Here is a 25,955-nt window from a genome sequence, read left to right on the forward strand (position 1 = left end):
GCTTCGCGTCTCCCTCCGGGCCCGGCTGGCGAAACTGGTATACGCAAGAGACTTAAAATCTCTCGGCCGCAAGGCCATGCGGGTTCGACTCCCGCGCCGGGCACCATTTACTGTGCGGAAGATGTTCCGGGGCGCAGTGGTCAGTCGTTGGACGATCAGGGGTAGCTCGACGATGAGTCGAAGATCGACGCGGCCTCTCTAGTCCTGACTGCTCCATGCAGCAATTGCTGTAAGGACAGGAACGAGTCGCTTTACCGGGGTGTTCGCCGGATGGCAGCGCGGTTCAACGCTGAGGGCCAAGCGATGGCCGTCGCATGCCTTCGCCGTCCGGTTCCAGCGTCGAGTGCGTCCTGCGGTTGAGCGGCTCTTGGGCGCATGCGTGCTCTGGAATCGCTGCCGCATGCGGGGAGTCCAATGAAACCATGCGTTGATTTGCGTCAGGCGGGCGGGAGTACGACAGTTCTTCACGTCTACCGCCAGGCTATCCATCCAATCGGATGTACTGGTGTGCGACTTCCAGTCTGAGGCGTCGGTTGTTTGGGGAGCACGATATGCAATGGGCTAGCGCATGCATGACTGTATCGATGGCGATGTTCCTCGCATCGGCTCACGCGGCACCGCCAACGAGCGATGCGCAGATTCGTCGTGCAATCGTTCGTGCGTCCATTGCGCGTTATCCGGGGCGTTGTCCCTGTCCGTACAGCAGGGATCGGGCAGGGCGGCGCTGTGGGCGCCGTAGCGCGTATCTGCGTCCCGGCGGCTATGCGCCGCGCTGCTACCCGCAGGATGTTCCTGCGCGCGAAGTGCGTGCCTATCGCAGGAAGGCTGCGGACAAGAAGTAAGTGGGGGTGGATTCACTGTGCCGATGCGGTGGATTCGTCGCGCTGCTCGTGCATGCGGACGATGACCTTGTCACCGCTGCCGCTGCGTTCCCCGCGAGCGAGGGCCAGAGCCAGACGCACGGCGGAGATGCGATCGGCGCATTGCGCCGTGGCGACGGTATCGCGGCGGATGAGCCAGCCCCCGTCGCTGGGTTCAATCAGATAAATATGCGGTGCCATGTTGCGCGTACCCCCCAGGGAGCGCCCCGTTATCCGCGCATTATCCCTTGCGAGTGGTACCACGCCTGTCAGGCAATGCCGATACATGTTGTAAGGGCGTGCATGCGTCCAGTTCGGCTGCAGGCGTCATTTTTGCGCATATTCTGACAAATCAGTTGCTTGCGCAAGTCGTTCGAACCTGTTTCTGGCCTGAAGTTCGCGGCCGTTGTCGATGTACCGTATTCTTGTAGGCGTCGTCTTACAGCGTATGCTTGCATTGCACGGTGGCGGTCTCTACCGTTTCGCGGGATGCAGATTCCGCATCGTGCAGGGGAGGGTTCCGATCGTGATCAAGGTAGTGCTGGTCGACGACCATGAGCTGGTGCGCACAGGGTTTCGAATGATCCTGCAGCAGCAGTCCGACATGGTCATTGTCGGAGAGGCGAGCACGGCGGAAGACGGGTTGCGTCTGGTGCGCGCCGAGAAGCCGGATGTCGCCCTGGTCGACGTGCACATGCCGGGCATGAGCGGTGTCGAAATGACCGAGCGCGTGGTCCGCGCCAAGTTGTCGACGCGCATCGTGGTGTTGACAGTAGTCGAGGATGTGCGTTTTCCCCGGCGACTTCTCGAAGTGGGCGCGTTGGGATATCTGACCAAGGGCTGCAGTTCCGACGAACTGGTCGCGGCCGTTAGACAGGTTGCTCAGGGCAAGCGCTATCTGGCGCCGAACATCGCACAGCAGCTCGCGCTGGCCACGCTGGACGGCGAAGGTTCGCCGTTCGATGCATTGTCCAGTCGGGAGCTGGAAGTGGCGATGATGCTGGTTCGCGGTCTGCCGCTGACGGTCATTGCCGAACATCTCAGTCTCAGTCCCAAGACCGTCTCGACCTACAAGCAGCGCCTGCTGGACAAGTTGAAGGTCGATCACGTGATCAGTCTTGCGCATCTGATGACGGCGCACGGCATCACCGATGCGCGCGCACAGGCCGGCGTCGAGTAGGGCGTCTCGTATTTTTCCGCTTTGCCTCATTATCGAGTTTCTCTGGCAGGTCGGAATGCGACCTTGTGCGGCAGTTCGCAGAATTTTTTTGTTCAACTTGATCCGGTTTGGCGTGGCCGGTTCGTGAAAACCAATCAAGAATATAATTTAAGATGCTGAATTTATTTGTTTTTATATAAGGGTCTCGTCGTGAGATTCTTTATCTAGGCCGATGGCACGGTTGTTGCTCCCTCCCGAGGACCGGGCGTTACTCCTTTCCGAACGAAAGGAATGCGTCGGAGTCACATCGCGAGAGCAGGGGGCTACCTTTGTCCTTCGAGATCATCAACAAACGTCAGAATGAACTGCGCTACGTCGAGCAGACGTACCACATGCGCATGCTGGGACTCGCTCTGGGCCTGTTCCCGGTCGGCGCGGTGCTGTTTGCGCACCATGCTCCGGTCTGGCAGTGGGTGCTGCTGGCGGTCTATGCATTGCTCTGGCCGCAGGCGGCCTATCTGATAGCGCGCAGTTCGATCATTCCTGGAAAAACCGAATTCCGCAGCACCCTGGTCGATGCCACGATGGCCGGGCTATGGCTGGCGCTGATTCATTTCAATGCACTGCCCAGTCTGAGCATGATCATGATCATGGGCATGGCGCTGGTGTCATCGGGTGGCTGGCGACTGATGGTGCCGGGCGTATTTCTTATGGTGCTCGGCATTCTTCTCGGCATTCTGCTGGACGGGTTTCAATGGTTGCCGCACTCCAGCGACGGGATTGTACTGCTGACCATTCCCTTGCTCGTGATGTATCCGGTGGCGGTGAGTGCGGCCACCTATCGTCTTGCGCGTCATGTCGGCAGGCAGAATCAGTTGCTGAGTCAGCTGAGCCGCACCGACAGCCTGACGACATTGCCCAATCGCCATCACTGGCAGCAGGCTCTGACACTGGAGTTCCAGCGTTTCCTGCGCACGCATCGCCCGGCGACGCTGGTCATGCTGGATCTGGACGGCTTCAAGCAACTCAACGATACCTACGGTCACACGGTCGGTGACGATGTGTTGCGCCGCGTGGCCGATCTTCTGCACGAAAACAGCCGCAACATCGACACGCCCGGTCGTTTCGGCGGCGACGAATTCGGTCTGGTCATGCCGGAAACCGATCGTGATGGCGCGCGCATGCTGATGGAGCGCATCCGACGCGAGATCGAGCGCGAGGAGTTTGATGTCGATACGTCGCTGCGGGTCACGGTCAGCATCGGCTTGGCCGAGATCACGCGCGTCATGAGTGACCCGATGGACTGGATCAAGGCGGCTGACGACGCGCTGTATCTGGCCAAGGAGCAGGGCCGGAACCGGGTCTGCACTGCGCCGTATGCCGCGCCGACGGGGGCGTTGGGCTAGTGCGATATGCGGCTCGGCATGCGCGACCCGGTCGCGGTGCCGTATAGTCGGCGACTTTCCGCATAAGGCGAATGTCTGCCCATGATCGTCACCGTGCTTCTCATCGTCGCCACTTGCGTGGTTTCGTTCTACGCCTTCAAGCGTCAGGGGTTGGCGATGGAGTTGGCCATGTGGCCGCCCGGTGTGCGCGGCAAGCGGCAGTACTGGCGCTTCCTGACCTACGGCTTCGTGCATGCGGACATGCAGCATCTGCTGTTCAACATGATCACGCTGTTCTTCTTCGGGCGCGCCGTGGAAATACTGCTGGGCAGCTACATCGGTCCGTTCGGCTTCGCCTTGTTCTACTTGAGCGCCCTGGTGCTGGCGATCCTTCCCAGCTACCAGCAGCACCGCAACGACCCGCGCTACATCAGCATCGGCGCTTCGGGCGCGGTGTCGGCGGTCCTGTTCTCGTTCATCCTGTTCCAGCCGTGGTCGATGATCCTCGTGTTCTTCTTCCCGATTCCGGCCATCGTCTATGCCGTGCTCTACGTGGGCTTCACGATCTACATGGATCGCCGCGGCGGTGACAACGTGAACCACAGCGCCCATCTTTGGGGCGCGGCATACGGCGTGCTGGTCACGCTGGCGGTGGCGCCGAATGTGCTCGACACATTCCTGGCACAGTTGTTCCATCCGCACTTCGGCATCTAGGGCGATTTGCTGTCTTTCCCTGCGGGAACAGCGCTACCTGATGCGCTCGGCGAGGGTAGCGGCACGTTTCCGTATTCGGTGATCAACCGGGCGATCGCATCGATGTCGCGCGTGGCGCGCCCAGCAGTCGGACGGCCGTCGGTGTTACGTGGGCGCGCGTAATCGTTGAGCATGATCGAGAACGCCAGCGGTTGCCCATTGGCGGAACGCACATAGCCGGAGAGTGTGTAGGCGTATCGCAGCGTGCCGGTCTTGGCGTGCAGGTTGCCCGCGGCGGGCGTCCCGCGCATGCGGTAGCGCAGCGTCCCGTCGACGCCGGCGACCGGCAGCGCCTGCTTCAGGTCGTTCGCGAAACGCTGACGGTCGAGCCAGCGCAGCAGGCGCGTGGTCGCCTCGGGCGTGACGCGGTCCTTGCGCGAGAGGCCGCTGCCTTCCTCGAAGAACGCGCTGCCGGCGGCGATGCCGGCGTCACGCAGCATGGCACGCATGGCACAGATGCCCCAGTAGGCGGTCAGCGTCGGCGGATGGCGCTGACCCAGGCAGGTGCCGATCTCGGACTGGTGCTTGCCCGAGGCCATCAGCAGAAGCTGCGCGTAGAGGTTGTCCGAGTGCTTGAGCATGTGCCGGATCAGCGTGCCCAGCGGTGCCGAACGCACATCGGTGATGCGAACCAGGCCCTTGCCGTGCTCATCCTCGCCGGGGTGCGGCCAGTGCTGGGTACGGATGCGTCCGGTGAAACGGATGCCGTGCCGGGCCAGCGCATCGGCCAGCAATCCGCCGGCCAGTCGCGCCGGATCGGGGGTGGCGAGATTGAAGACGCGAGGCTTGCTGCTGGGTGGACGCGCGCCGAATACGTAAAGTCGATTGGAACCGGGAGCACGGTACAGGCCGAGCGGATCGTATTCACCGGGCGCACTGCGGTGCAGCGTGTTGAGAATGCGTACGTCGGCGGCCAGGGGGTCGACGCTGGCGGTGCAGCAGGCACCGTTGCCGCCCACGCGCAGCGTGAAGGTATTGCCCTGAACGCTCAGCGCCGACACCGGCGCGGCGAAGCCGCTGAGTAGGTCGCTGGCTTCCCAGCCGGCGCCGAACGGCGGTCCCGCGTAATAGGTGTCGTCGGCAATCAGGTCGCCGGTGATGCGTTTCACGCCGCGTGCGGCGAGTACGGTGGCCAGCTTGTCGGCCCAGTCGGTCGGGGTCTGCGTGTCGGAACCCATGCCCAGACTGGGATCGCCGCGACCGTACAGGATGAGGTTGCCGCGAAGCGTACCGTTGGCCGAGGGCGCCCGTGAGGCATACAGAGATGTGTGGAACCGGTAGCGAGGCCCCAGCGTGTGCAGGGCCAGCGCAGCGGTATAGAGCTTGGCGTTCGAGGCCGGGATGAAGAGCTTGTCGGCGTTGCGGCGATAGAGCGTGCGACCGTCGGAAAGGTCGATGACGTCGATGCCCCAGGTCGCGTGGGCGAATCGCGGCTGAGCAATGTAGGCCCCGATGGCATCGGCCATGCGCTCTCGAGCGCTGGGCATGGAGGTCGGCGCAGGCATGGCCGGCGCAGCGGCGCTTCGCGGCGACGCGGGGATACTTGCCGCGCGGGCTGGTGCGGCGGTAGTCGTCGGCGTGCTGGGTGCGGGCGGTGCAGGGCGCGGCGGTTGCCCGCTGCAGGCGGCGAGCAGCAGCGGCGTGCAGACCAGGAGTCGGCCGAGTCGTTGGATCGTGATGGGGGCGAGTGTGCGAATCATGGCGTCCGTGCGGTCTTCCATGCCGTGGGGTCAAGTGGGGGCCGCTTCGGTGTCGGGCTCGGCCAGAAAGGCGAGCGCCTCGTCGCAGCGACAGTCGAGTTTCAGTTCCAGCAGCGGATCGGCCCGGTTGCGGCCCAGGTTGACGGCGGCGATCGGCAGGCCGCGTCGCGCCGCGGCCGCAGCGAACCGGTATCCGGAATACACCATCAGGGATGAACCAATCACGAGCAGCGCATCGGCGCGTTCGAAATGCTGCATGGCCTGCTGCAGGCGGTGGCGCGGAACGTTTTCGCCGAAGAACACCACGTCGGGTTTCATTATGCCGCCGCATTGCATGCACGCGGGGATCGAAAACGTGTGGAAGTCGTCGCGTTCCAGATAGGCGTCGCCATCCGGCGCATGGGTGGCTTCGAGATCAGACCAGGCCGGGTTCTCGCGCTCCAGGCGCTGCTGGTAATCCGTGCGCGCGACTACCGCATCGCATTGCAGGCAGCGCACGCGGTCGAGCCGGCCGTGCAGATCGATCACTGCGCGGCTTCCGGCCGCCTGATGCAGGCCGTCGACATTCTGCGTCACCAGCATCTGCACGCGTCCGGTGCGCTCCAGCATGGTCAGTGCATGGTGTGTGGCGTTGGCGCGGGCGGCGCTGAAATGCCGCCAGCCGATCATGCTGCGCGCCCAGTAGCGCGCGCGACCGACCGGCTCGCCGGTGAAGACCTGGTAGGTCATCGGCGGCGGACGTTTCCAGTCCCCTTCCAGATCGCGGTAGTCGGGAATGCCCGAGTCGGTACTGCACCCGGCGCCGGTCAGGACGAACAGGCGGCGGTGGCGCTCGACGAAGCGGCGCAGGGATTCGCTGGCGGCGGACGAAGGGGAGGCGGCGACCGCATTCATGGTGCAAGCCTAACGCGTTGCCGTGTCATCGCCTACAGCTTCCTGAGGACGATTGTGTCAGGATGCGCCAAACTCGAGGAGCCGCCATGAACGACACCGTCTACGCTTTCGACGCGCGCGACATCCACGGTGCGGAGCGCCGTCTGGAAGAATGGCGCGGGCAGGTCCTGTTGATCGTCAACGTGGCGTCCAAATGCGGATTCACGCCGCAGTACAAGGGGCTCGAAGCCCTGCAGGCGCGCTACGCGGACTGCGGATTCAGCGTGCTCGGCTTTCCCTGCGACCAATTCGGGCATCAGGAACCCGGCGATGCGCAGGAGATCCTGGACTTCTGCAGTACGACCTACGATGTCAGCTTTCCCTTGTTCGAAAAGATCGAGGTCAACGGCGCCAACGCCCATCCGCTCTATGCCTGGCTCCGTGCGGAAGCGCCGGGCGTGCTGGGCAGCGCCGCGATCAAGTGGAATTTCACCAAGTTCCTGATTGACCGCGAAGGCCGGCCGCTGCGTCGCTACGCGCCGGCGACGACGCCCGAGCGTATCGAGGCGGACCTGCGCGTGCAGTTGGAGGCCTAGCCGCGCTCAGGCCCGAACCGGTCGCGTCAGCCAGCCGTCCGCAGTGCGGGCGATGCGTCGCGCGACCCAGGCCATGACGCCGCCGCGTACCAGCATGAAGGCGAGGAACGCGATCCACAGTCCGTGGTTGCCCAGCGGGTGCAAGAGCGTGGCGGCGGCCAGGAACACCAGCGCCGCGACCAGCATCGCATTGCGCATTTCCGTCGCGCGCGTCGCACCCACGAACAGGCCGTCGAGCAGATAGCCGGGAAATGCGATCAGCGGTAGCACGGCCAGATAGGGTAGGTACGTGTAGGCGATTTCGCGCACGGCAGTGATGTCAGTCTGCAGGTCGACGAACAGGTGGCCGCCTAGGGCGAAGACGGCCACGAATAGCAGGCTTCCGATCAGGGACCATCCGCCCGCCACCACCAGCGCCCGGCGCAGTGTGTCGCGCTGCCGTGCACCGATGGCGTGGCCGGTCACTGACTCGACGGCGTTGGCCAGGCCGTCCAGCGCGAAGGCTGTCAGCATCAGCCCGTTCAGCAGCAGCGCGTTGGCCGCGACCACTGAGCCTCCCAGGCGCGCGCCCAGCGTGGTCATGGCGAAGAACACGCCTTCCAGGGCGATGCTGCGCAGCAGAATGTCGCGGTTCACGCCGAGCAGCGGCCGCCAGCAGACCCAGCGCCGCAGTTCGTCCAGATGCAGATGGCCCGGGAAGCGGCGAAGCTGGCCGGCGATGCGGGTCAGGCCGAGCAGGCAGCCGCTCCATTCGCCGATGACCGAAGCCAGCGCGATGCCGCGCACGCCCCAGCCGAAGCCGAGCACGAACAGCAGGTTCAAGCCGATGTTCACCAGATTGGTCACGATCAGTATCTGTACCGTCACCCGCGCGTTCTGCGCGCCCAGGAACCAGCCCGCCAGCGCGTAGCTGGCCAGTGCAGCCGGCAGTCCGGCCAGTCGCACGTGCAGGTAGGCGGCGCCAAGGCCGCGCAGATCCGCCGACGGATCCATCAGCCGCAGTACGGGCGACAGCAGGGGAGCGGCGGCGAGCAGCAGCAGGCTCGACAGCGCCAGACTCAGCAGCAGGGTCTGCAGGAGGATCCGTCGCAGATCGTCGCCGTCCTCGCGCCCACTGGCCTGCGCGCTGAATCCGACCGTACCCATGCGCAGGAAGCCGCACAGGAACACCGGCAACTGGTAAATCGCGCCCCCCACAGCCACGGCCGCCAGCTGACTGGCGTGCGAGAGATGTCCGGCCACGGTGCTGTCGGTCAGCGTCACCAGCGGAACGGTGACGTTGGAAACGATCATGGGAGCGGCGAGCGCCCAGACACGCCGATGCGTGGGGCGATGCGCCCAGTCGGCGCGAAGGTTCGTCATGGCGGGCAGGTTCGTCGGCGAAGCGGTCATTGTTCCATCCGCAGGCGTATTCTGCCCAGCACGTTTGCAGTACCGGCCCCGATTCCCTTACGCTGGGCGGTTCTGGCCGGCGTCTGATGCGTCGGTACCATCCATTCGCATCAACGAGGTTCATCCATGCAGATTGCCGACCGTACCGTCGCATCGTTCCACTACACCCTGACCGGCGAAGACGGCCAGGTCATCGACAGCTCCCGCGAGCGCGGCGAGCCGCTGGCGTACCTGCACGGTGCCGGCAACATCGTGCCGGGCCTGGAGAAGGCCATGGCCGGCCGCAGTCAGGGCGATGCCTTCAAGGTGACCGTCGAGCCGCAGGAAGGCTACGGCGAGCGTCACGAGGAAATGATCCAGGTCGTGCCCAAGAGCGCGTTCCAGGGTGCGCCCGAGCCGAAGCCGGGCATGCAGTTCCAGGGCCAGGGTCCGCAGGGTCCGGTTATGGTCGTGGTGACCGCGGTCGAAGGCGACCAGGTGACCATCGATGGCAACCATCCGCTGGCCGGCAAGACGCTGAACTTCGACATCGAAGTGACCGAAGTGCGCGAGGCCAACGAGGAAGAGCTCAACCACGGTCACGTGCACGGCGCGGGCGGCGAGCACGAATAATCGCGCACGCACGACGCATCGTCACAAAGAAAAGGGCGGCCGTTTCGATGGCCGCCCTTTTTCGTGTCCGGCCGGGGACTGCGCCGGGGAAGGGGCCGGTCAGTACCAACCGAGCAGAGACACGCCCAGGCCCACGTAGGTCGCGCGGTGGTTGTAGTCGATCAAGCTCTCGCCGTAGCCGTTGAAGACCTGCACATAGCCGCGCAGATTGTCGTGGATGGGAAATGCCCAGGTGAATCGCAGCGCGCCATGCGAGCGTTTTCCCGTGCGCAGTGAGTGACGCGCCATCAGGGTCAGTTCGTTGGCGCCCCATTCACGCACGATCTGCACGTCGGCGCGGCCCATGTAGTCGCTGATGTCCGGGTTGTCGTCCTTGTTGCGCTGTTCGTGGATGCGCCACCAGGGACGGATCATGATGGTCCAAGGGCCGCGTTCGAAGCCGATATCGGCGATGATGCGGTTCCAGCTGCGCGAAAGCGGATTGCTGCGCCCGTTGGACTGATGGTTGATGCCGATGCCCAGCAGACGCCCGTTCCAGCCCAGCACCTTGTAGTGCGTGTCGAACACCAGCATGGCCTCGGGCTCGTAGTTGGTCTCGCGGAACGGTCGCGAGATGAGGCTGTTGTAGACCTGCCAGTGCGAGGCCTGCGTATACGCCAGCCAGAGATCGCCGCGCTGGCCGAACACGCCCTGCCAGACCTTGGTCTTCAGGCTGACCTGGAACTTCGCTTCAGTGTGATCCAGCGCCATCGGCGTATTCACGCTGTGATCGGGCGAGGGTGAATGCGGTGTGGTGTTGACGCTGGTCATGTAGAACGCGGGCAGGACGTAGACCGGCTTGTAGCCGCGGATGCCGAAGGTGCCGAGTTTGCTGTCCCGGTTCAGTTCCCAGCGGCTGTCGAGCAGCGACACGCGCGGCTTGTCCTGATCCTTCTCGGTTCGCGACGTGAACGCGGAATGCTCCGTACCGAAAAGACGCTGCAGGATCGAAGGTTTGGTGGCAGGTGTTTCAGCATGCGTTGTCGAATCTTCTGGCGAGACCGGATGATCCGTCGCAGCGGCTGTGGTGTCCTCGTCGCTGTCCTCGCTCTGTACTTCTTGTGCGGCTGCTCCGTGTACTTGCTGGCGGTGTACCGCGCGGTCGTAGCAGGCAAGACGCAAGGAGTCGCTGGCGATCCCGATGCAGGCTTTCGGGTCTTCCGGATGTGTCGTCTGTGCGTGCAGGATTGCCGGGGACAGTGCGCAGAGCGCGAACGGAAGCAGCAAGGAGAGGCGGGTCCGTGACATGGGGCAGGAATCGGCAGGATTGTGGGAGGTCCGGGCACACTCGGTCCGCATGAACCAGGGGCAATCACGCGGCTCGATTTGGCATTTGGTTCGCGGTATTCGCCGGCAGTATCGCATGAGTCCGAATTGGGCCATGCGTATGCATATTCGTGCCGTATCTATGCGGTTTGGTGTATTGCGCGGGGTCCATAGATATCGGGTATGCTACGTATCGCTGTGTCTGCGTGGTCTCGTGTGGCCCGATTCGGTTCCGGCTTCTGCCTTCCGCATCGCTCCATTTCACCTCACCTGCATACCCAGTCCATGGCCGGCGAATGGGCCGGCGCGTTTACAGGTAATTTTGGAGTTAGTCATGTCGGATCGTGAGATCGGCACCGTTAAGTGGTTTAACGACGCCAAGGGCTTCGGTTTCATCAGCCGTGAAGAAGGCCCGGACGTTTTTGTCCATTTCCGTGCCATCACCGGTACGGGCTTCCGTAGCCTGCAGGAAGGCCAGAAGGTTTCCTTCAAGGTCGTCGAGGGCCAGAAGGGTCTGCAGGCCGAGGAAGTGACCGCAGCCTGAGTCTTTCGGCGGATACCGCCGGACCTCGATCGCTGTGATGAAGGGCCGGCATGCGTCGGCCCTTCGCTTTTTCATCGGACGGATTCCGGGCATGGATGGAAACGACTACTCGATGCGTTCGCTACAGGTGCTCTCGGCGGCGGGGATCGGCAGCGATTTGTTGCTGCGCACTCCGGCTCGCAGCGACGGGGTGTGGTTGTACTGGTTGCCGGCGATGGGCGTGCCCGCGCGCAACTATGCGCCGCTGGCAGAGGCGCTGGCAGCGAGAGGAGTCGGGCTGGCCCTGCACGAGTGGCGAGGACTCGGCTCCAGCAGTGTGCGTGCGGGGCGGAACGAAAACTGGGGATACCGCGAACTTCTGACGCAGGACGTTCCGGCCGGATTGGCGATTGCGCGCAAGGCTTGTCCGGAGGCGCGATGGTTGATCGGCGGGCACAGCTTGGGCGGGCAGTTGGCCAGTCTGTTCGCGGGTCTGCAGCCTGAAACCGTGGACGGACTGGTGCTGGTCGCGAGCGGTGCGCCGTACTGGCGTTGTTTCCCGCGATGGAGCGTTCCGTTGCGGTTGGCCTACGGTCTGGCGCCCGGCATCGCGCGCTTGCGCGGGCATTTCCCGGGTCGCCGGATCGGCTTCGGCGGAAACGAGGCGCGCGGTGTCATTGCCGACTGGGCGCACAGTGGACGCCGCGGACACTATGCCGCGCGAGGGCTGTCCTGGGATCTGGATGACGCGCTGCAGGCGCAGAAGGCGCCGGTCCTCGCGCTGCGGCTGGTCGACGATGCCTTCGGCCCGCGCGCATCCTTGCAGTATCTGCTCGACAAGATGCCGCGCGCGATCAGTGAGACGCATGCGCTGGACGCCGAGGATCTGGGCAATCGCCCGGATCACTTTTCCTGGATGAAAACGCCCGATGCGGTCGCGCGGCACATCGCCGACTGGAGCGACCGCTTGCGCTGACTAGCCGTCCACCGCCGCGCTACCATGGCGGCGTATTCCTGCCTGGACGAGCACATGTCGAACGACGTTTTCACCCGCATCGAGCCGAAGACGCACGACCTCGGCGACGGTTTCATGGTGCGGCGCGTGTTGCCGCATGCGCAGGCGTGTTCGGTCGGGCCGTTTGTGTTCTTCGATCACATGGGGCCTGTCGATCTGCCTCCGGGCAAGGGCATGGATGTACGGCCGCACCCGCATATCGGGCTGGCGACCGTCACCTGGCTGTTCGACGGCTGTATTCGGCATCGTGACAGCCTGGGCAGCGATCAGGAGATCCACCCGGGTGAAGTCAACTGGATGACGGCCGGTCGTGGCATCGTGCATTCGGAGCGCACGCCGGACTGGAAGCGCGACGAGGGCGGTCGGATGCATGGCATCCAGACCTGGGTCGCCTTGCCCAAGGCGGATGAAACGGTCGCCCCGGATTTCCATCATTACGCTACGGACCAGTTTCCTGCGCTGGAATTGCCCGGTGCGCGCCTGCGCCTGATGGCCGGTAGCGGCTGGGGCGCGCAGTCGCCGGTGAAGGTGTTTGCGCCGACCTTCTTCGCCGAGGCGCATCTGCAGACCGGTGCCGAGCTCGAGCTGCCGCCCGAGCACGAGGAGCATGGGGTCTATGTCGTCGAGGGCGAGCTGCGGTTCGGCGAACAGCGTCTCGATGCATTCGACATGGGCGTGCACCGCGGTCCGGACGCCCCGAAGCTGCAGGCGGTGACGCCGAGCACGGTGATTCTGGTCGGCGGCGCGCCGCTGGATGGGCCGCGGTTCGTGTGGTGGAACTTCGTCGCCAGCGAGCGCTCGCGGATCGATCAGGCCGGTCGCGACTGGAAGGATGGCCGTTTCGACACCGTGCCCGGCGACGACGAGGAATTCATTCCGTTGCCGGAGAAATGAACATGAGCGAGTTCACCAGCTTCCGGGCGTTCTATCCGTACTACCTCTCCGAACACCGCAATCGCACCTGCCGCCGTCTGCATTTCATCGGCAGTCTGTGTGTACTGGGATTTCTTGCGTTGGCGTTGATCAGCGGGAACGCGTGGTGGCTGCTCGGCATGCCGCTGGCCGGATACGGTTTCGCATGGGTCGGCCATTTCGTCTTCGAGCACAATCGTCCGGCCACGTTCCACCATCCCTGGTACAGCCTGGCCGGAGACTGGGTGATGTTCTGGCAGCTGCTGACCGGGCGCATTCGGCTCTAGCGCCCGGCGTGTCGTTCAGCGGTAGGCTTCGTGGCAGCTCTTGCAGGTGCCGCCGATGTTGGACACGGCTTTCTGCAGGGTGGGGCAGTCGGCCGGCGCGGCCTGCAGAGCCTGTTCGATCGCGTCGTCGAGTTTCTTCGCATGCGCCTGGAAATCCGGCTTGGCGCCGACATCGTTGGCGAAAGCCGGCACAATATCGGCCTGTATCGATGCGAGGCGCCGCAAGTGCAACTGCGTGGCGTCGGCCGGGCACTTGCCCTGGCGAACCGCTTGCCCCAGCGCACCGAGATGATGCTTCATCACGTTCATCACGCCGCGCGGATAGGCGTCGCGCATGTGCATCACGTTACTGACCCTGAAGGCACCCACTGCGCCGACAACCAGACCCAGAATCAAGAGCAGAACAGATCGCATGAAAATTTCCCGGTTCAAGAACGGACGTATCGCATGAGCGCCTCATTCGAGCATGACCCGGCGTCCGTGCCAAGCACGATTTCCTCCGCGGATGACGATGCCGCCATGCGGGAGCGCGTGCGCGCGGAGCGCTTCCAGGGCGTGGACCGTCTCTACGGCCGTGGCAGTGTGGAGCGGTTGTCGGGCAAGCATGTCTGTGTCGTCGGCATCGGCGGTGTGGGTTCATGGGCGGTCGAGGCGCTGGCGCGCAGCGGCATCGGACGTCTGACCCTGATCGATGCGGACGAGGTCTGTCTCAGCAACACGAACCGGCAACTTCCAGCCCTGGACGGTCAGTACGGGCGATCGAAAGTGGCCTTGATGGCCGAGCGTGCGTGCGCCATCAATCCGTATATCGAGGTGGAAGGCATCGAGCGGTTTCTCACGCCGGGCTCGCTGGATGAATTACTCGACCGCGGCTACGACCTGGTGTTGGATGCCTGCGATGCTTTCCGTGTGAAGCTGGAAACCATCGCCTGGTGCCGTCGCCGCAAGCTGCCGCTGGTGGTGGTCGGGTCGGCCGGTGGGCGTGTGGACCCGACTCAGGTGCGGGTGCGCGATCTGTCGCGTACCGAGCATGACGCCATGCTCAGCCTTATTCGCAAAAAGTTGCGGCAAGATTTTAATTTTCCGAGAAATTCTAATCGTTATTTCGGCGTTCCTGCAGTGTATTCTCTGGAAAACGTGCGGTATCCGCAGGAGGATGGAAGCGTCTGCGGGACACGTCCGAGCGGCGACGAGGGTTTTCGCCTGGATTGCGGTGGCGGTCTGGGCGCGGCCACGCACATCACCGGCGCGTTCGCCTTTGCCGCCGTGGGGCGGGTTCTCGAACTGCTGCTGCAGGAAAAAACGAATGCGTGAACGTATCTTGCAGGCATAAAAAAACCCCCGACAGCCAGGGGAAGAGCTGTCGAGGGTTTGTTGGACCGGCGCCGATTGGGGGGAGGGGATGGAGCCGATCCCTCGATGACCGATGCGAAGCAGGCGGGTCATCTGCGGTCGCCATCACGGCGATACGGAACATTAGATGGTCCTGCATCGCGATTAGTTCAAGCCGATGTTCCGATCGGTTCAGCCGCCGTTTCTTTTTTGCCGGCGGGGCGGACTCAGCCCTGGGCCTGCTTGAGCATCTTGCGCGCGTGCGCCTCGGTCTCGCGGGTGATTTCGATGCCGCCCAGCATGCGCGCCAGCTCCCGGCTACGCTGCTTGCCGTCCAGGGACTCGATGCGGGTACGCGTGGTGTCGTCCTCGCTCTGCTTGCTGACCTTGATGTGTGCGTGGCCCTGCGCCGCGACTTGGGGGAGATGCGTCACACACAGGGTCTGGCAGCGGTCGCCGAGCGTGCGTAGCTTCTGGCCGACGACCTCCGCCACCGCGCCGCCGATGCCGCTGTCGACCTCGTCGAAGATCATGCAACCCACACTGTCCATGCCCAGCGCGGCGACTTCGACGGCGAGACTGATGCGTGCCAGTTCGCCGCCCGAGGCGACCTTGCGCAGTGCCCGCGGCGGCTGCCCTGGGTTGGCGCTGACCTCGAATTCGCAGCGTTCTGCGCCGAGTGCGTCGGGATCGTCGCCATCACGCGGCGTGAGCGAGACTTGAAAGCGGCCTCCGGCCATGCCGAGTTCCTGCATCAATGCCGTGATCTGTTCGCCCAGCGTTGCAGCGGCCTTGGCGCGGGCCTTGCTCAGCTCGGCGGCGGCCTTGGTATAGCGGCTCGCGCATTCGTCGCGCTCGCGCCGCAGGCGTTCGAGAGTCGCGCCCGCGCCTTCCAGTTCCTCGAGTTCGGTCGCCAGCGTCTCGGCTTTCTGCTGCAGCTCTTCCAGCGGCAGGCGGTGACGTCGCCCCAGATCGTGCAGGCGGGCCAGGTGCTGATCGACCTCGGCGAAGCGCTCGGGATCCATGTCCAGGTCGCTGGCGTAGTGGCCGAGGCCGTCGATGGCCTCGCCGAGCTGGATCTCGGCGTTTTCCAGTAGCGCGGCCAGTGGTTCCAGGCGACTGTCGAGTTCGGCCAGGCGGGCCAGTTCGGCCTGCGCGCGTCCGACGGCGCGGCGCGCGGCGAATTCGCTGTCGCCGTCGAGCAGCTCGCTGAGTCCGTTGGCGCCTTCCAATAGCCGGCCGGCGTTGGCCAGGCGGCGGTGGTCGGCTTCCAGCTCCTGCAGGTCCTCGGGCGCGAGGCTCCAGCGTTGCAAGGCCTCGACCTCGTGGCGCAGCAGGGCAATGCGCTCGTCGCGATCCTCGCCGCCGGTCAGTGCCTCGATGCGCCGGCCGCAGTCGCGCCAGGCGCGAGTCTGTTCGGCCACACGCTCACGCAAGGGGGCCGCCTGCGCGAACGCGTCGAGCAGGGCCAGTTGATGCGTGCGGGAGAGCAGCGCCTGGTGTTCGTGCTGACCGTGGATCTCGACAATCAGCGCCGCCAGCTCCGACAGCTGGGTCAGCGTGGCCGGCCGCCCGTTGATCCAGGCGCGGGAGCTGCCTTCGGCCTTGAGCACGCGGCGCAGATTGCAGTGCCCGTCGTCGTCCAGCTCCTGCTGGGCCAGCCAGTCCCGCGCGGCGGGCAGGGCGGACAGGTCGAATTCGGCCGAGAGCTCGGCACGGTCGCTACCGGCGCGGACCAGCGCGCTATCGGCGCGGGCGCCGGACAGCAGCATCAGCGCGTCGACAAGCAGGGACTTTCCGGCACCGGTCTCACCGGTGACCACGGTCATGCCGGGGCCGAAGCCGATCTCGGCTTCCTCGACCACGGCGAAATTGCGCACGTAAAGCGAGCTGAGCATAGACAAACCCGGACGATGACGTCGCTGATTGTAGCGATACGCGTCTCATATCTGCAGACAGCGGACGATCTTCAATCGAGGCGAGGTGGACACGAGGGGCTTGCAACGCTCGCGTTCAACCCTTATTCAGTCCACAGGTATCCACGCAAACCCGGTTTTTCATGAGCCCATCGCACGGTCCGGATCTCGACGCACGCTCCCGCCGCCTTCTGCGCGCGCTGATCGGCCAGTACCTGACCGACGGCGAGCCGGTCGGTTCGCGCACGCTGTCCAAGTCCTCGGGACTGGACGTGAGCCCGGCGACCATCCGTAACATCATGGCCGATCTGGAGGAATCCGGGCTGGTGGCGTCGCCACACACGTCCGCCGGACGCATTCCCACGCCGCGCGGGCTGCGCCTGTTCGTGGACAGCCTGCTCGAGCTGCGTCCGCTGACCGGCGAAGACCTGGCGCGCCTGCGCCAGCAGCTTCCACCGACACCGAACAGCTCGCTGGATCTGTTCAACAGCACCTCGTCGCTGCTTTCGGCGATGACCCATTTCGTCGGTCTGGTAACTGTGCCGCGACATTCGGATTTCTCCCTTCGCCACATCGACTTCGTGCCGCTGGAAGGCGCGCGTGTACTGGTCATTCTGGTGTTTGCCGACAACCAGGTGCAGAACCGCGTGGTGCAGCTGAGTGAGCCGTTGAGCGCGGGAGCGCTGGAACAGGCGGCGAATTACCTCAACAGCGAATTCGCCGGGCTGCGTCTGGACGAGATCCGCACGCGCCTGCTGGCCGAGCTGAAGGCCGCCGGCCACGAATTGAACGAATTGCTGAGCAATGCGGTGGAGCTGGCTTCGGCCTCGTTCGCGCCGCAGGCCGAGGCCGACATGGTGCTCAGCGGGCAGACCAACCTGATGGGCTATCAGGAGCTGTCCGACCTGGATCGCCTGCGCGAACTGTTCGAGGCCTTCCAGCGCAAGCGCGATCTGATGCAGTTGCTGGATGTGTGCGCGAAGGCCCCCGGCGTGCGCCTGTTCATCGGCGAGGAGTCGGGTTACGCCGCGCTCGACGGCTGCTCCGTGGTGACCGCCACCTATGGCACCGAGGGCCGCGTGCTGGGCACAGTAGGCGTGATCGGACCGACCCGCATGGCCTACGATCGCGTGATTCCCGTCGTGCAGGCGACCGCCGGATTGCTCGGCGATGCCTTGAATCGCGTCACGGCGACCCTATAACCCTCGCCAGAGCGGTCGTTTCCGCACACCAACCCAAACCGAACCGGCCTGCGGCGCTGTCGCGGGTCCTCATGAAGTTGCCTCTGGAGCCATGATGGAAGACACCAAGCCGAACGCACCGGACACGGCGCCCGATCAGGAGCCGTCCAGCACGTCGCAGGACGGCGAGACCTCGATGCAGGAGCTGGAAACCCTGACCGCCCAATTGGCCGAGGCCGAGCGCAGCGTCGCGGACATGCGCGACACCCTGCTGCGCGAGCGTGCCGAGATCGAGAATCAGCGCCGCCGCCTGCAGCGCGAGCTGGAACAGGCCCGCCGCTTCGCCAACGAGCGCGTGCTCTCGGACCTGCTGCCGGTCTGCGACAGCCTGGAGCAGGGCCTGGCCGTGCAGACCGAGGAGGTCGCGCCACTGCGCGAAGGCATGCAGCTGACGCTCAAGTCACTGTTGAAGGTCGCCGAGCAGAACGGCCTGAAGGCGATCGACCCGCTGCACAAGCCGTTCGATCCGGAACAGCACCAGGCCATGAACATGGTCGAGACCGATCAGCACGCCCCCGACACCGTCGTCGCCGTGCTGCAGAAGGGCTACGTACTCAACGACCGACTGCTGCGCCCGGCGCTGGTTGCGGTCGCCAAGGCGCCCAGCGCCTGAAAAACCGTGCCGCGCGCGTCTTGAATCGCCGCGCGGCATCCCCCACCTAGAAATCAACGGCGGCCGCGGGGGCCGCATCACAGAAATTTTCGGAGAGTGAAGACCATGGGCAAGATCATCGGTATCGACCTCGGCACCACCAATTCGTGCGTGGCGGTGATGGAGGGTTCATCCACGCGCGTCATTGAGAATTCCGAGGGTGACCGCACCACGCCTTCCATCGTCGCCTTCAGCAAGGACGGCGAAGTGCTGGTGGGCGCCTCGGCCAAGCGTCAGGCGGTGACCAATCCGGCCAACACCTTCTACGCGGTCAAGCGTCTGATCGGTCGCAAGTTCAAGGACGCCGAAGTGCAGAAGGACATCGACCTGGTGTCCTACAAGATCTTCGAGCACGACAACGGTGATGCCTGGGTGCAGACCTCCGACGGCAAGAAGATGGCGCCGCCGGAAGTGTCGGCCAAGGTGCTGATGAAGATGAAGAAGACCGCCGAGGACTTCCTGGGCGAGCCGGTCACCGAAGCCGTCATCACGGTGCCCGCGTACTTCAACGATTCGCAGCGTCAGGCGACCAAGGACGCCGGCAAGATCGCCGGTCTGGAGGTCAAGCGCATCATCAACGAGCCGACCGCGGCCGCGCTGGCCTATGGCCTGGACAAGAAGGGCGGCGACCGCAAGGTGGCCGTGTACGACCTCGGCGGCGGCACGTTCGACGTGTCGATCATCGAGATCGCGGAGGTCGACGGCGAGAAGCAGTTCGAGGTGCTGGCCACCAACGGCGACACCTTCCTCGGCGGCGAGGACTTCGACCAGCGCGTCATGGACTACCTGGTCGAGGAGTTCAACAAGGACCAGGGCATCGACCTGCGCAAGGACCCGCTGGCCCTGCAGCGCCTGAAGGACGCCGCCGAACGCGCCAAGATCGAGCTGTCCTCCAGCCACCAGACCGAGGTCAACCTGCCGTACGTGACGGCCGACGCCTCCGGTCCCAAGCACCTGAACATCAAGCTGACCCGCGCCAAGCTGGAAGCGCTGGTCGAGGACCTGGTCAAGCGCTCCATCGATCCGTGCCGCACCGCGCTGGATGACGCCGGTCTGCGTGTGTCCGACGTCGACGAGGTGATCCTGGTCGGTGGTCAGACCCGCATGCCCAAGGTGCAGGAAGCGGTCAAGGACTTCTTCGGCAAGGAGCCGCGCAAGGACGTCAATCCGGACGAGGCCGTGGCCGTGGGCGCGGCGATCCAGGGCGGCGTGCTGGGTGGCGACGTCAAGGACGTCCTGCTGCTCGACGTGACCCCGCTGAGCCTGGGCATCGAGACCATGGGCGGCGTGTTCACCAAGCTGATCGAGAAGAACACCACGATTCCGACCAAGGCGTCGCAGATCTTCTCCACCGCCGACGACAACCAGACCGCGGTCACCGTGCACGTGCTGCAGGGCGAGCGCGAGCAGGCCCAGTACAACAAGTCGCTGGCCCGCTTCGACCTGGCCGGTATCGACCCTGCGCCGCGCGGCATGCCGCAGATCGAGGTCAGCTTCGACATCGACGCCAACGGCATCCTGCACGTGCACGCCAAGGACAAGAAGACGGGCAAGGAACAGAAGGTCGAGATCAAGGCCGGCTCGGGTCTGTCCGAGGAAGAAGTCGAGCGCATGGTCGCCGACGCCGAGTCGCACCGCGAGGACGACAAGAAGTTCCAGGAACTGGTCACCACGCGCAACAAGGCCGACCAGATGGTGCATGCCACCCGCAGCGCGCTGAAGGAGCACGGTGACAAGGCCGGCGACCAGATCGGCGGCATCGAGGAGGCGCTGTCGGATCTCGAGAAGGCGATGGAAGGCGACGACAAGGACGCCATCGAGTCCAAGATGAGCAAGCTCGAGCAGGTCGCGCAGCCGCTGTTCGCGGCGGCCCAGGGCGCCGGTCAGGCCGGTCCCGAGGCGGCCGGTCAGCAGGCCCCGGGTGGCGGTTCGGCCCAGCCCGAGGACGTGGTCGACGCCGAATTCACCGAAGTGAAGGACGACGACAAGAAGAGCTGAGCGAAATCGGGCCGGACGGCGTGACCGTCCGGCCCTCTTCGTTCGTGGGGGCACGGTGAACAAGGGGCGACTGGAAGCATTCAGCGACGGCGTGCTGGCCATCGTCATCACCATCATGGTGCTGGAGATGAAAGCCCCGCATGGCACCGACCTAGCTTCGCTGCTGCCCGTGCTGCCGGCTTTTCTCAGTTACGTGCTCAGCTTCGTCTACGTCGGCATCTACTGGAACAACCATCACCATTTTCTGCAGGCCGCCCGGCATGTCAGCGGATCGGTGCTATGGGCCAATCTGCATCTGTTGTTCTGGCTGTCCCTGTTTCCGTTCGCGACCGCATGGATGGGTGAGAACCATTTCGCCACCGTACCGGTGGCGTTGTATGGTGTCGTGCTGCTGATGGCCGGCCTGGCCTGGCAGCCTTTCCAGTTCACCTTGATTCGCGCCAACGGCGGGCGCGATGGGGAGATGGCGCGAATGCTGCTGTCACGCCGTGACTGGAAAGGTATCCTTGCGCCGCTTCTTTATGCCTGTGCGATCCCGCTGGCTTTCGTCAGCGTCTGGTTCTCGGGCTTGATTTACATCCTCGTTGCCTCGATGTGGTTGGTACCCGATCGACGCATCGAAGGCTCAATGAAACATCGCTCATGAGCAAGACCTGTTACTACGAAACCCTGGGTGTCGAGCGCAGTGCCGACACGGCCACGATCAAGAAGGCATTCCGTCGCGTGGCGATGAAATGCCATCCCGACCGCTGTCCGGACGATCCCGAGGCGCAGGAGCGCTTCAAGGAGGCCAAGCAGGCCTACGAGATCCTGTCCGACGCCGACAAGCGAAGCATGTACGACCAGTACGGCCATGCGGCGTTCGAAGGCGGCATGGGCGGCGGGCACGGCGCTGGCGGATTCGGCGACATGGGCGACATCTTCGGCGATATCTTCGGCGACATCTTCGGTGGCGCCGGTCGTCGCGGCCCGCAGCGCGGTTCCGATCTGCGCTACATCCTCGAGATGGACCTGGAAGAGGCCGTGTTCGGCCTCGAGAAAGAGATCAAGGTTCCGACCCTGGTCGCCTGCGACGACTGCCAGGGCAGTGGCTCGGAGGACGGCAAGCTCGATACCTGCGGGACCTGCAACGGTCACGGTCAGGTGCGCATGCAGAACGGCATCTTCTCGATCCAGCAGCCCTGTCCGCATTGCGGCGGTAGCGGGCGTTCGATCAAGAACCCGTGCAAGACCTGCAAGGGCGAGGGGCGCTACCGCAATACCCGCACGCTGTCGGTGAACATTCCCGCCGGCGTCGACACCGGCGACCGCGTGCGCCTGACCGGGCAGGGCGAAGCCGCCCCGGCGGGCGGGCAGGCCGGTGACCTGTACGTCGAAGTGCGCGTGCGTCCGCACAAGATTTTCCAGCGCGAAGGCAACGACCTGCATTGCGAAGTGCCGATCCGCTTCACCCAGGCGGCGCTTGGTGCGACGCTGACGGTGCCGACGCTGGAGGATGACGTCGAGATCAATCTGCCGCCGGAGACCCAGACCGGGCAGACTTTCCGTCTGCGCGGCCGTGGCGTGAAGTCGCCGCGAGGCGGCCGGGTCGGCGACCTGATTTGCCAGGTGGTCGTGGAAACGCCGGTGCGCCTGACCCGCGAACAGCGCGAGTTGCTGGAATCGTTTGAGGAAACCTTCGGCGGCGAGCACAGCATGGAGCATTCCCCGCGCGCCAAGAACTGGTTCGACGGGGTCAAGGATTTCTGGTCCCGCGTGACTTCCTGAAACTGCGAATCCGGCGTTTGCGCCGCGTCCTGGACGCGTTAGGATGGCCGGATTCCGAATCGGCGCGAGCGCCAGGGTAGTCATGAATCAAGCACTTCGCATCGCCATCAGCGGCGCCTCCGGACGCATGGGGCGCGCGTTGATCGCGCGCAGCCGCAGTGATCGCCGTGTGCGCGTGCAGCGCGCCGTGATCGATGCGCGATCGGAGCTCGTTGGACATCCCCTGCAGCAGCCGGCCACACCGGAGTCGCTGCGGTACAGCAACGGCTGGGAAGGCGCTGGTGCGTTGGATGCGGTGATCGACTTCAGCACGCCGGTCGGTTTGGGCAACGCACTCGATTACTGTCTGGCCGAGGGGGTCCCCCTGGTGGTCGGCACTACCGGTTATGACGCGGCACTGCGTGATCGCCTGACGCATGCGGCCGAGCATATTGCCATCCTGCAGGCTGCCAATTTCAGTCTCGGCGTCGCCGTGCTGCAGCGTCTCCTGCGCGACGCTGCGCGGGCCTTGCCCGAGTGGGATCTGGAAATCATCGAAGCGCACCATGGCCGCAAGGAGGATGCGCCATCCGGAACGGCTATCGCTCTGGGCGAAACGGCGGCCAAGGCGCGCGGCACGACGCTGGACGAACAGGCCGTCTATGCGCGAGAGGGGCATCCCGGACCTCGCAAGTCCGGCGAAATCGGTTTTTCCGTCATCCGCGGCGGCGACATTGTCGGCGAGCACATCGCCATGCTCGCCGGAAACGGCGAGCGTCTTGAGCTTGCGCATCGCGCCACGGATCGCGGCATTTTCGCTCGCGGCGCGCTGGAAGCTGCAGTATGGCTGCCGGGTCAGCCGGCGGGCCACTACGGCATCGCCGACATGCTAGAAGGTCGCCTGCAGGGCGTCTGATTCCCGCGGTTCGACCTGCCGACGCGCCGGCTCGGGGAATCGGCGTGACCCTCTGTACGCCGTTGAAGCCATGTGACGCATGCGATGCTGCCGTATGCGTTCGCATGTTCGTGTCGACGTTTCTGTCGTGGACTCAGATTGCGATATTCGGGAAACCATTTGCGCTCGAACGGCGAGTCGGTGCGCGTATGGGTTCGGCGTCCATCGCGGATGAAGGCGCAGTCGTTTAGCGAGTCGAAGCGAAGGTGCTCTGAGGCTATCTGAAGCCCCCGCTGAACAGCAGTCCGAAGCAGGCCGCCACCAGCAGCAGTGCCACAGCCAGCAGCGAAGCCAGTCCCAGCAGAAGTCCCTGGCCGGTGCGTGGAATGCCTTTCGCATAGAACACCGCCGCGGCGACGCCGACCAACAGCTCCGGAATAGGCAGGAAGGTGGCCGCGCGAAACGGCATCAGCAGCAGGTGTCCCAGAATCATGATCAGCCACGCCAGACCGATGCCGGCGGCGATGGAGCCGCGGCGCTGCGGCGGCGAGGGCTCGCCCTGCGGTGGGACGGGAGGCGGCTCGGGAGCGGGCGGATCGAGCTCGATATCGCTCATGCGGAGACATCCTCTTCGACAAGATAGGCGCGCTCGACTTCCTCGCGCAGGTTGCGCAGGCGGTCGGCGAGATCGTCGCGATAGAACAGATTGAACGTGTCGAACGGCACGATGGTGCCGTCCGGCTGCGCGATGTGGACGCAGGACTTCTTCACCGCGCGCAGGTCGAAGCCATGGGCATCGATGAACTGCATGATGAGCACGCGGAACACATTGCGGTAGCCCAGATCGGCCGGCGCCTGCACTTGAGGCAGGCAGCACAGCAGGTCGGACAGCGAGCAGGCCTGGTCCTCGGGTGAGTGATTGGTCGCGAACAGTTCGAAGACATGCGCACGAAGGTCCTCGTCGCGCTCGACGACGATGGTGTTGCGGCCTTTTTCGACCAGCGTCTGTGGCGACACGAAGCGGGTCAGCGGCACGGTCTCGTCGCCCAATTTCAGAGCATAGGCCATGGCCAGGCAGTCCGGATTGCACGGCACCGGGATCAGGTCGTCCGATTCGAACAGCGGCGACTGTTCGAGGATGCGGCGGCGCACCTCGCTGAGCGTCAGGCGGTCGGTGGCTGGATCGTAGTGCTCCAGCCGGCCGGCGGCCTGGATCGGCTGGAAGGTCACGCCGCGCACGCAGGGCTGCTTCAGGGCAAAGTCGATGATCTCACCCAGCTCGCCGTCGTTGAGTCCTTTCTTCACCGTCACCACGAGCGTGGTGGAAATGTCGTGGCGATTGAGCTGTTCGAGCGCCTTGAGGCGAATGTCGCGCAGCTTCGCGCCGCGCAGATCCTTGTGCACGTCGTCGCGCAGCGAGTCGAACTGCAGGTACAGCTCGAAACCGGGCTGGTAGTCGGCCAGACGTGCGGCGAAATCAGGTTCCTTGGCAATGCGCAAGCCGTTGGTGTTGACCATCAGGTGACGGATCGGGCGTGCGCGTGCGGCGTCCAGAATCTCGAAGAACTGCGGGTGGAGCGTCGGTTCGCCGCCGGAGATCTGCACCACGTCCGGTTCGCCCTCGTTGGCGACCACGGCATTGAGCATGCGTTCGACGGTCGGCAGATCCCGGAACCCGGGCCGGTGCGGGCCGCTGTCGGCGTAGCAGATCGGGCAGCGCAGGTTGCAGTGATCGGTGATCTCGATCAGGGTCAGGCAGCTGTGCTGCATGTGCTCTGGACACAGGCCGCAGTCGTAGGGGCAGCCCCAGCGCTGAGGGGTGTTGAAGCGTTGCGGCAGTTCCGGGGGCTTGATGAAGACTTCGCGGCAGCGTCGGTAGTACGCCGCGTCGTCGGCGATCAGCACGCGCTCGCGGCCATGCAGCGGGCACCATTTCTCCAGGTACACGCGCTCGTCCTTGATCAGGATCTTCGCCTCGACCCGTCGCAGGCATTGCGTGCATACCGAAACGGCGCTGTCGTAGAACAGGTACGGCCTTACCTTCGCGCCCAAGTCGCTTTTCTCCCCATCACCATGGTCTGCACGATACGCGGAACGGCACGCGCGTAGTAGAGCAGTCCGGCCACGCACAGCCACTGCAGCCCGGTCAGCCCCAGCGGCCAGATATAGAACACCGGCTTGATGAACTCGACCAGCAGGCGGAACGCCAGATAGCCGATCATGAATGCGCGAAAGCGATCGCCGGGCAGGGTGAAGCGATGCCAGCGAGCGCGAATCCAGGCGTATTGCGCCAGCAGGAAGACGATTTCGTAGAGTTGGGTCGGATGCCGTGCGATGCCGTCGCCGAAGTCCACACCCCAGGGCAGGGTGGTCGCGATGCCGTAGGTGTGATCGCCCAGTCCGCCCAGGAAGCAGCCGATGCGGCCGATGCACATGCCCACGGTCAGCGGCAGCACGAAGTTGTCGCCGGTGGACTGACGCACGCCCCAGAAACGCTTGACGACCTCGACGCCGAGCAGTCCGCCGAGCAGGGCGCCGATGATCGACTTGCCTTCCAGCAGATGGCGCCAGTCGGGAAAGTGGGCGAATGCGGTCAGGGGATCGTCCAGCCAGTAGGACATCTTCGCGCCCAGCGCTGCGCCGACGATGGCGCCGACCGCCACCACGGCCATCAGGTCGCGGTCGTGCACGCTGCCGTCGACCCCGCGTCGGCGCTGCCACAGATAGGTCTGGAATCCCGCCGAGTAGGCGAGCACCTCGAATACCGTGTGCCAGACGACGGGCGTCATCGGACGGCGATATC

The 25,955-nt window shown here is 64.7% G+C and carries 26 protein-coding genes and 1 tRNA gene; 17 read left to right on the forward strand and 10 right to left on the reverse strand.

Features of this window, described 5'->3' with window-relative positions; all coding sequences use genetic code 11:
* The first annotated feature begins 19 nt into the window (after positions 1-19).
* Positions 20-106, forward strand: a tRNA-Leu gene (locus HF690_RS09785).
* Positions 107-854: 748 nt separating this feature from the next.
* Here HF690_RS09785 and HF690_RS09790 read toward each other — a convergent pair.
* Positions 855-1,061, reverse strand: a complete 207-nt coding sequence (locus HF690_RS09790) for a hypothetical protein (RefSeq protein WP_113064861.1) — start codon at positions 1,059-1,061, stop codon at positions 855-857.
* Positions 1,062-1,386: 325 nt separating this feature from the next.
* On the opposite strand from HF690_RS09790, the gene HF690_RS09795 reads away from it, so the two are divergent.
* The 3 genes from HF690_RS09795 to HF690_RS09805 all read left to right on the forward strand — a co-directional run bounded on the left by HF690_RS09795 (position 1,387) and on the right by HF690_RS09805 (position 4,118).
* Complete coding sequence (locus HF690_RS09795; RefSeq protein WP_168609285.1) at positions 1,387-2,040, forward strand: response regulator; 654 nt, start codon at positions 1,387-1,389, stop codon at positions 2,038-2,040.
* A 308-nt stretch (positions 2,041-2,348) separates the two neighbouring features.
* A complete protein-coding gene (locus HF690_RS09800) occupies positions 2,349-3,425 on the forward strand; it encodes a diguanylate cyclase (protein WP_168609286.1) in 1,077 nt (358 codons plus the stop codon).
* Positions 3,426-3,506: 81 nt separating this feature from the next.
* The gene (locus HF690_RS09805; protein WP_113064863.1) at positions 3,507-4,118 is read left to right on the forward strand and encodes a rhomboid family intramembrane serine protease; all 612 of its coding nucleotides are present in this window, start codon (positions 3,507-3,509) and stop codon (positions 4,116-4,118) included.
* On the opposite strand, the gene dacB is transcribed toward HF690_RS09805, so the two are convergent.
* Both dacB and HF690_RS09815 read right to left on the reverse strand, forming a co-directional pair.
* Positions 4,115-5,623 (reverse strand): D-alanyl-D-alanine carboxypeptidase/D-alanyl-D-alanine endopeptidase, encoded by a 1,509-nt coding sequence (dacB, locus tag HF690_RS09810; protein ID WP_205300822.1) that lies wholly within the window; start codon positions 5,621-5,623, stop codon positions 4,115-4,117. The genes HF690_RS09805 and dacB overlap by 4 nt on opposite strands.
* 264 nt (positions 5,624-5,887) lie before the next feature.
* Positions 5,888-6,751, reverse strand: coding sequence for an NAD-dependent protein deacetylase (locus HF690_RS09815; protein WP_168609288.1), 864 nt, complete (start codon positions 6,749-6,751; stop codon positions 5,888-5,890).
* A gap of 86 nt (positions 6,752-6,837) precedes the next feature.
* Between HF690_RS09815 and HF690_RS09820 the strand changes: the two genes are divergently transcribed.
* Positions 6,838-7,326: a glutathione peroxidase gene (locus HF690_RS09820; RefSeq protein WP_113064866.1), complete on the forward strand. Its 489-nt coding sequence runs from the start codon at positions 6,838-6,840 to the stop codon at positions 7,324-7,326.
* A 6-nt stretch (positions 7,327-7,332) separates the two neighbouring features.
* On the opposite strand, the gene HF690_RS09825 is transcribed toward HF690_RS09820, so the two are convergent.
* Entirely contained in the window at positions 7,333-8,688 is a 1,356-nt protein-coding gene (locus HF690_RS09825; RefSeq protein WP_168609289.1) for an MATE family efflux transporter, read from the reverse strand.
* Positions 8,689-8,844: 156 nt separating this feature from the next.
* Here HF690_RS09825 and HF690_RS09830 point away from each other — a divergent pair, with 156 nt between their 5' ends.
* Complete coding sequence (locus HF690_RS09830) at positions 8,845-9,330, forward strand: FKBP-type peptidyl-prolyl cis-trans isomerase (protein WP_168609290.1); 486 nt, start codon at positions 8,845-8,847, stop codon at positions 9,328-9,330.
* Positions 9,331-9,429: 99 nt separating this feature from the next.
* On the opposite strand, the gene HF690_RS09835 is transcribed toward HF690_RS09830, so the two are convergent.
* Complete coding sequence (locus HF690_RS09835; protein ID WP_168609291.1) at positions 9,430-10,617, reverse strand: phospholipase A; 1,188 nt, start codon at positions 10,615-10,617, stop codon at positions 9,430-9,432.
* Positions 10,618-10,969: 352 nt separating this feature from the next.
* Here HF690_RS09835 and HF690_RS09840 point away from each other — a divergent pair, with 352 nt between their 5' ends.
* The 4 genes from HF690_RS09840 to HF690_RS09855 all read left to right on the forward strand — a co-directional run bounded on the left by HF690_RS09840 (position 10,970) and on the right by HF690_RS09855 (position 13,372).
* Complete coding sequence (locus HF690_RS09840; protein ID WP_113064869.1) at positions 10,970-11,179, forward strand: cold-shock protein; 210 nt, start codon at positions 10,970-10,972, stop codon at positions 11,177-11,179.
* Positions 11,180-11,270: 91 nt separating this feature from the next.
* Positions 11,271-12,134 (forward strand): alpha/beta hydrolase family protein, encoded by an 864-nt coding sequence (locus HF690_RS09845; protein ID WP_168609292.1) that lies wholly within the window; start codon positions 11,271-11,273, stop codon positions 12,132-12,134.
* Positions 12,135-12,188: 54 nt separating this feature from the next.
* Complete coding sequence (locus HF690_RS09850; protein WP_168609293.1) at positions 12,189-13,067, forward strand: pirin family protein; 879 nt, start codon at positions 12,189-12,191, stop codon at positions 13,065-13,067.
* Positions 13,068-13,069: 2 nt separating this feature from the next.
* A complete protein-coding gene (locus HF690_RS09855; protein WP_168609294.1) occupies positions 13,070-13,372 on the forward strand; it encodes an Mpo1-like protein in 303 nt (100 codons plus the stop codon).
* A 15-nt stretch (positions 13,373-13,387) separates the two neighbouring features.
* Here HF690_RS09855 and HF690_RS09860 read toward each other — a convergent pair whose 3' ends face one another.
* Positions 13,388-13,708, reverse strand: coding sequence for a cytochrome c (locus tag HF690_RS09860; RefSeq protein ID WP_168609295.1), 321 nt, complete (start codon positions 13,706-13,708; stop codon positions 13,388-13,390).
* Positions 13,709-13,891: 183 nt separating this feature from the next.
* Here HF690_RS09860 and HF690_RS09865 point away from each other — a divergent pair, with 183 nt between their 5' ends.
* A complete protein-coding gene (locus tag HF690_RS09865) occupies positions 13,892-14,686 on the forward strand; it encodes a tRNA threonylcarbamoyladenosine dehydratase (protein WP_113065103.1) in 795 nt (264 codons plus the stop codon).
* Between the two features lie 245 nt (positions 14,687-14,931).
* On the opposite strand, the gene recN is transcribed toward HF690_RS09865, so the two are convergent.
* Positions 14,932-16,602 carry a DNA repair protein RecN gene (gene recN, locus HF690_RS09870; protein ID WP_168609296.1) on the reverse strand — a complete coding sequence of 557 codons (1,671 nt, stop codon included), beginning with the start codon at positions 16,600-16,602 and terminating at the stop codon, positions 14,932-14,934.
* Positions 16,603-16,763: 161 nt separating this feature from the next.
* Between recN and hrcA the strand changes: the two genes are divergently transcribed.
* The 6 genes from hrcA to dapB all read left to right on the forward strand — a co-directional run bounded on the left by hrcA (position 16,764) and on the right by dapB (position 23,173).
* Positions 16,764-17,822: a heat-inducible transcriptional repressor HrcA gene (gene hrcA, locus HF690_RS09875; protein WP_113064873.1), complete on the forward strand. Its 1,059-nt coding sequence runs from the start codon at positions 16,764-16,766 to the stop codon at positions 17,820-17,822.
* Positions 17,823-17,916: 94 nt separating this feature from the next.
* Complete coding sequence (gene grpE, locus HF690_RS09880; protein WP_113065104.1) at positions 17,917-18,474, forward strand: nucleotide exchange factor GrpE; 558 nt, start codon at positions 17,917-17,919, stop codon at positions 18,472-18,474.
* A gap of 105 nt (positions 18,475-18,579) precedes the next feature.
* Positions 18,580-20,511 (forward strand): molecular chaperone DnaK, encoded by a 1,932-nt coding sequence (dnaK, locus tag HF690_RS09885; protein ID WP_168609297.1) that lies wholly within the window; start codon positions 18,580-18,582, stop codon positions 20,509-20,511.
* A 55-nt stretch (positions 20,512-20,566) separates the two neighbouring features.
* Positions 20,567-21,157, forward strand: a complete 591-nt coding sequence (locus tag HF690_RS09890) for a TMEM175 family protein (protein ID WP_168609298.1) — start codon at positions 20,567-20,569, stop codon at positions 21,155-21,157.
* Positions 21,154-22,278 (forward strand): molecular chaperone DnaJ, encoded by a 1,125-nt coding sequence (dnaJ, locus tag HF690_RS09895; protein ID WP_113064876.1) that lies wholly within the window; start codon positions 21,154-21,156, stop codon positions 22,276-22,278. Before HF690_RS09890 ends, dnaJ begins: the two co-directional genes overlap by 4 nt.
* Before the next feature lie 82 nt (positions 22,279-22,360).
* The gene (dapB, locus tag HF690_RS09900) at positions 22,361-23,173 is read left to right on the forward strand and encodes a 4-hydroxy-tetrahydrodipicolinate reductase (RefSeq protein WP_168609299.1); all 813 of its coding nucleotides are present in this window, start codon (positions 22,361-22,363) and stop codon (positions 23,171-23,173) included.
* 256 nt (positions 23,174-23,429) lie between these two features.
* On the opposite strand, the gene HF690_RS09905 is transcribed toward dapB, so the two are convergent.
* Genes HF690_RS09905 through HF690_RS09915 form a run of 3 tightly spaced genes read right to left on the reverse strand, consistent with a single transcriptional unit; the run spans position 23,430 to position 25,941 of the window.
* On the reverse strand, positions 23,430-23,768 hold the full coding sequence (locus HF690_RS09905) for a hypothetical protein (protein WP_168609300.1): 339 nt from the start codon (positions 23,766-23,768) through the stop codon (positions 23,430-23,432).
* Complete coding sequence (locus HF690_RS09910; RefSeq protein ID WP_168609301.1) at positions 23,765-25,204, reverse strand: radical SAM protein; 1,440 nt, start codon at positions 25,202-25,204, stop codon at positions 23,765-23,767. Before HF690_RS09910 ends, HF690_RS09905 begins: the two co-directional genes overlap by 4 nt.
* Complete coding sequence (locus HF690_RS09915) at positions 25,189-25,941, reverse strand: prolipoprotein diacylglyceryl transferase (protein WP_168609302.1); 753 nt, start codon at positions 25,939-25,941, stop codon at positions 25,189-25,191. Before HF690_RS09915 ends, HF690_RS09910 begins: the two co-directional genes overlap by 16 nt.
* Between the last annotated feature and the right edge of the window lie 14 nt (positions 25,942-25,955).

The sequence above is a fragment of the Oleiagrimonas citrea genome (assembly GCF_012395255.1).
GTDB lineage: Bacteria > Pseudomonadota > Gammaproteobacteria > Xanthomonadales > Rhodanobacteraceae > Oleiagrimonas > Oleiagrimonas citrea.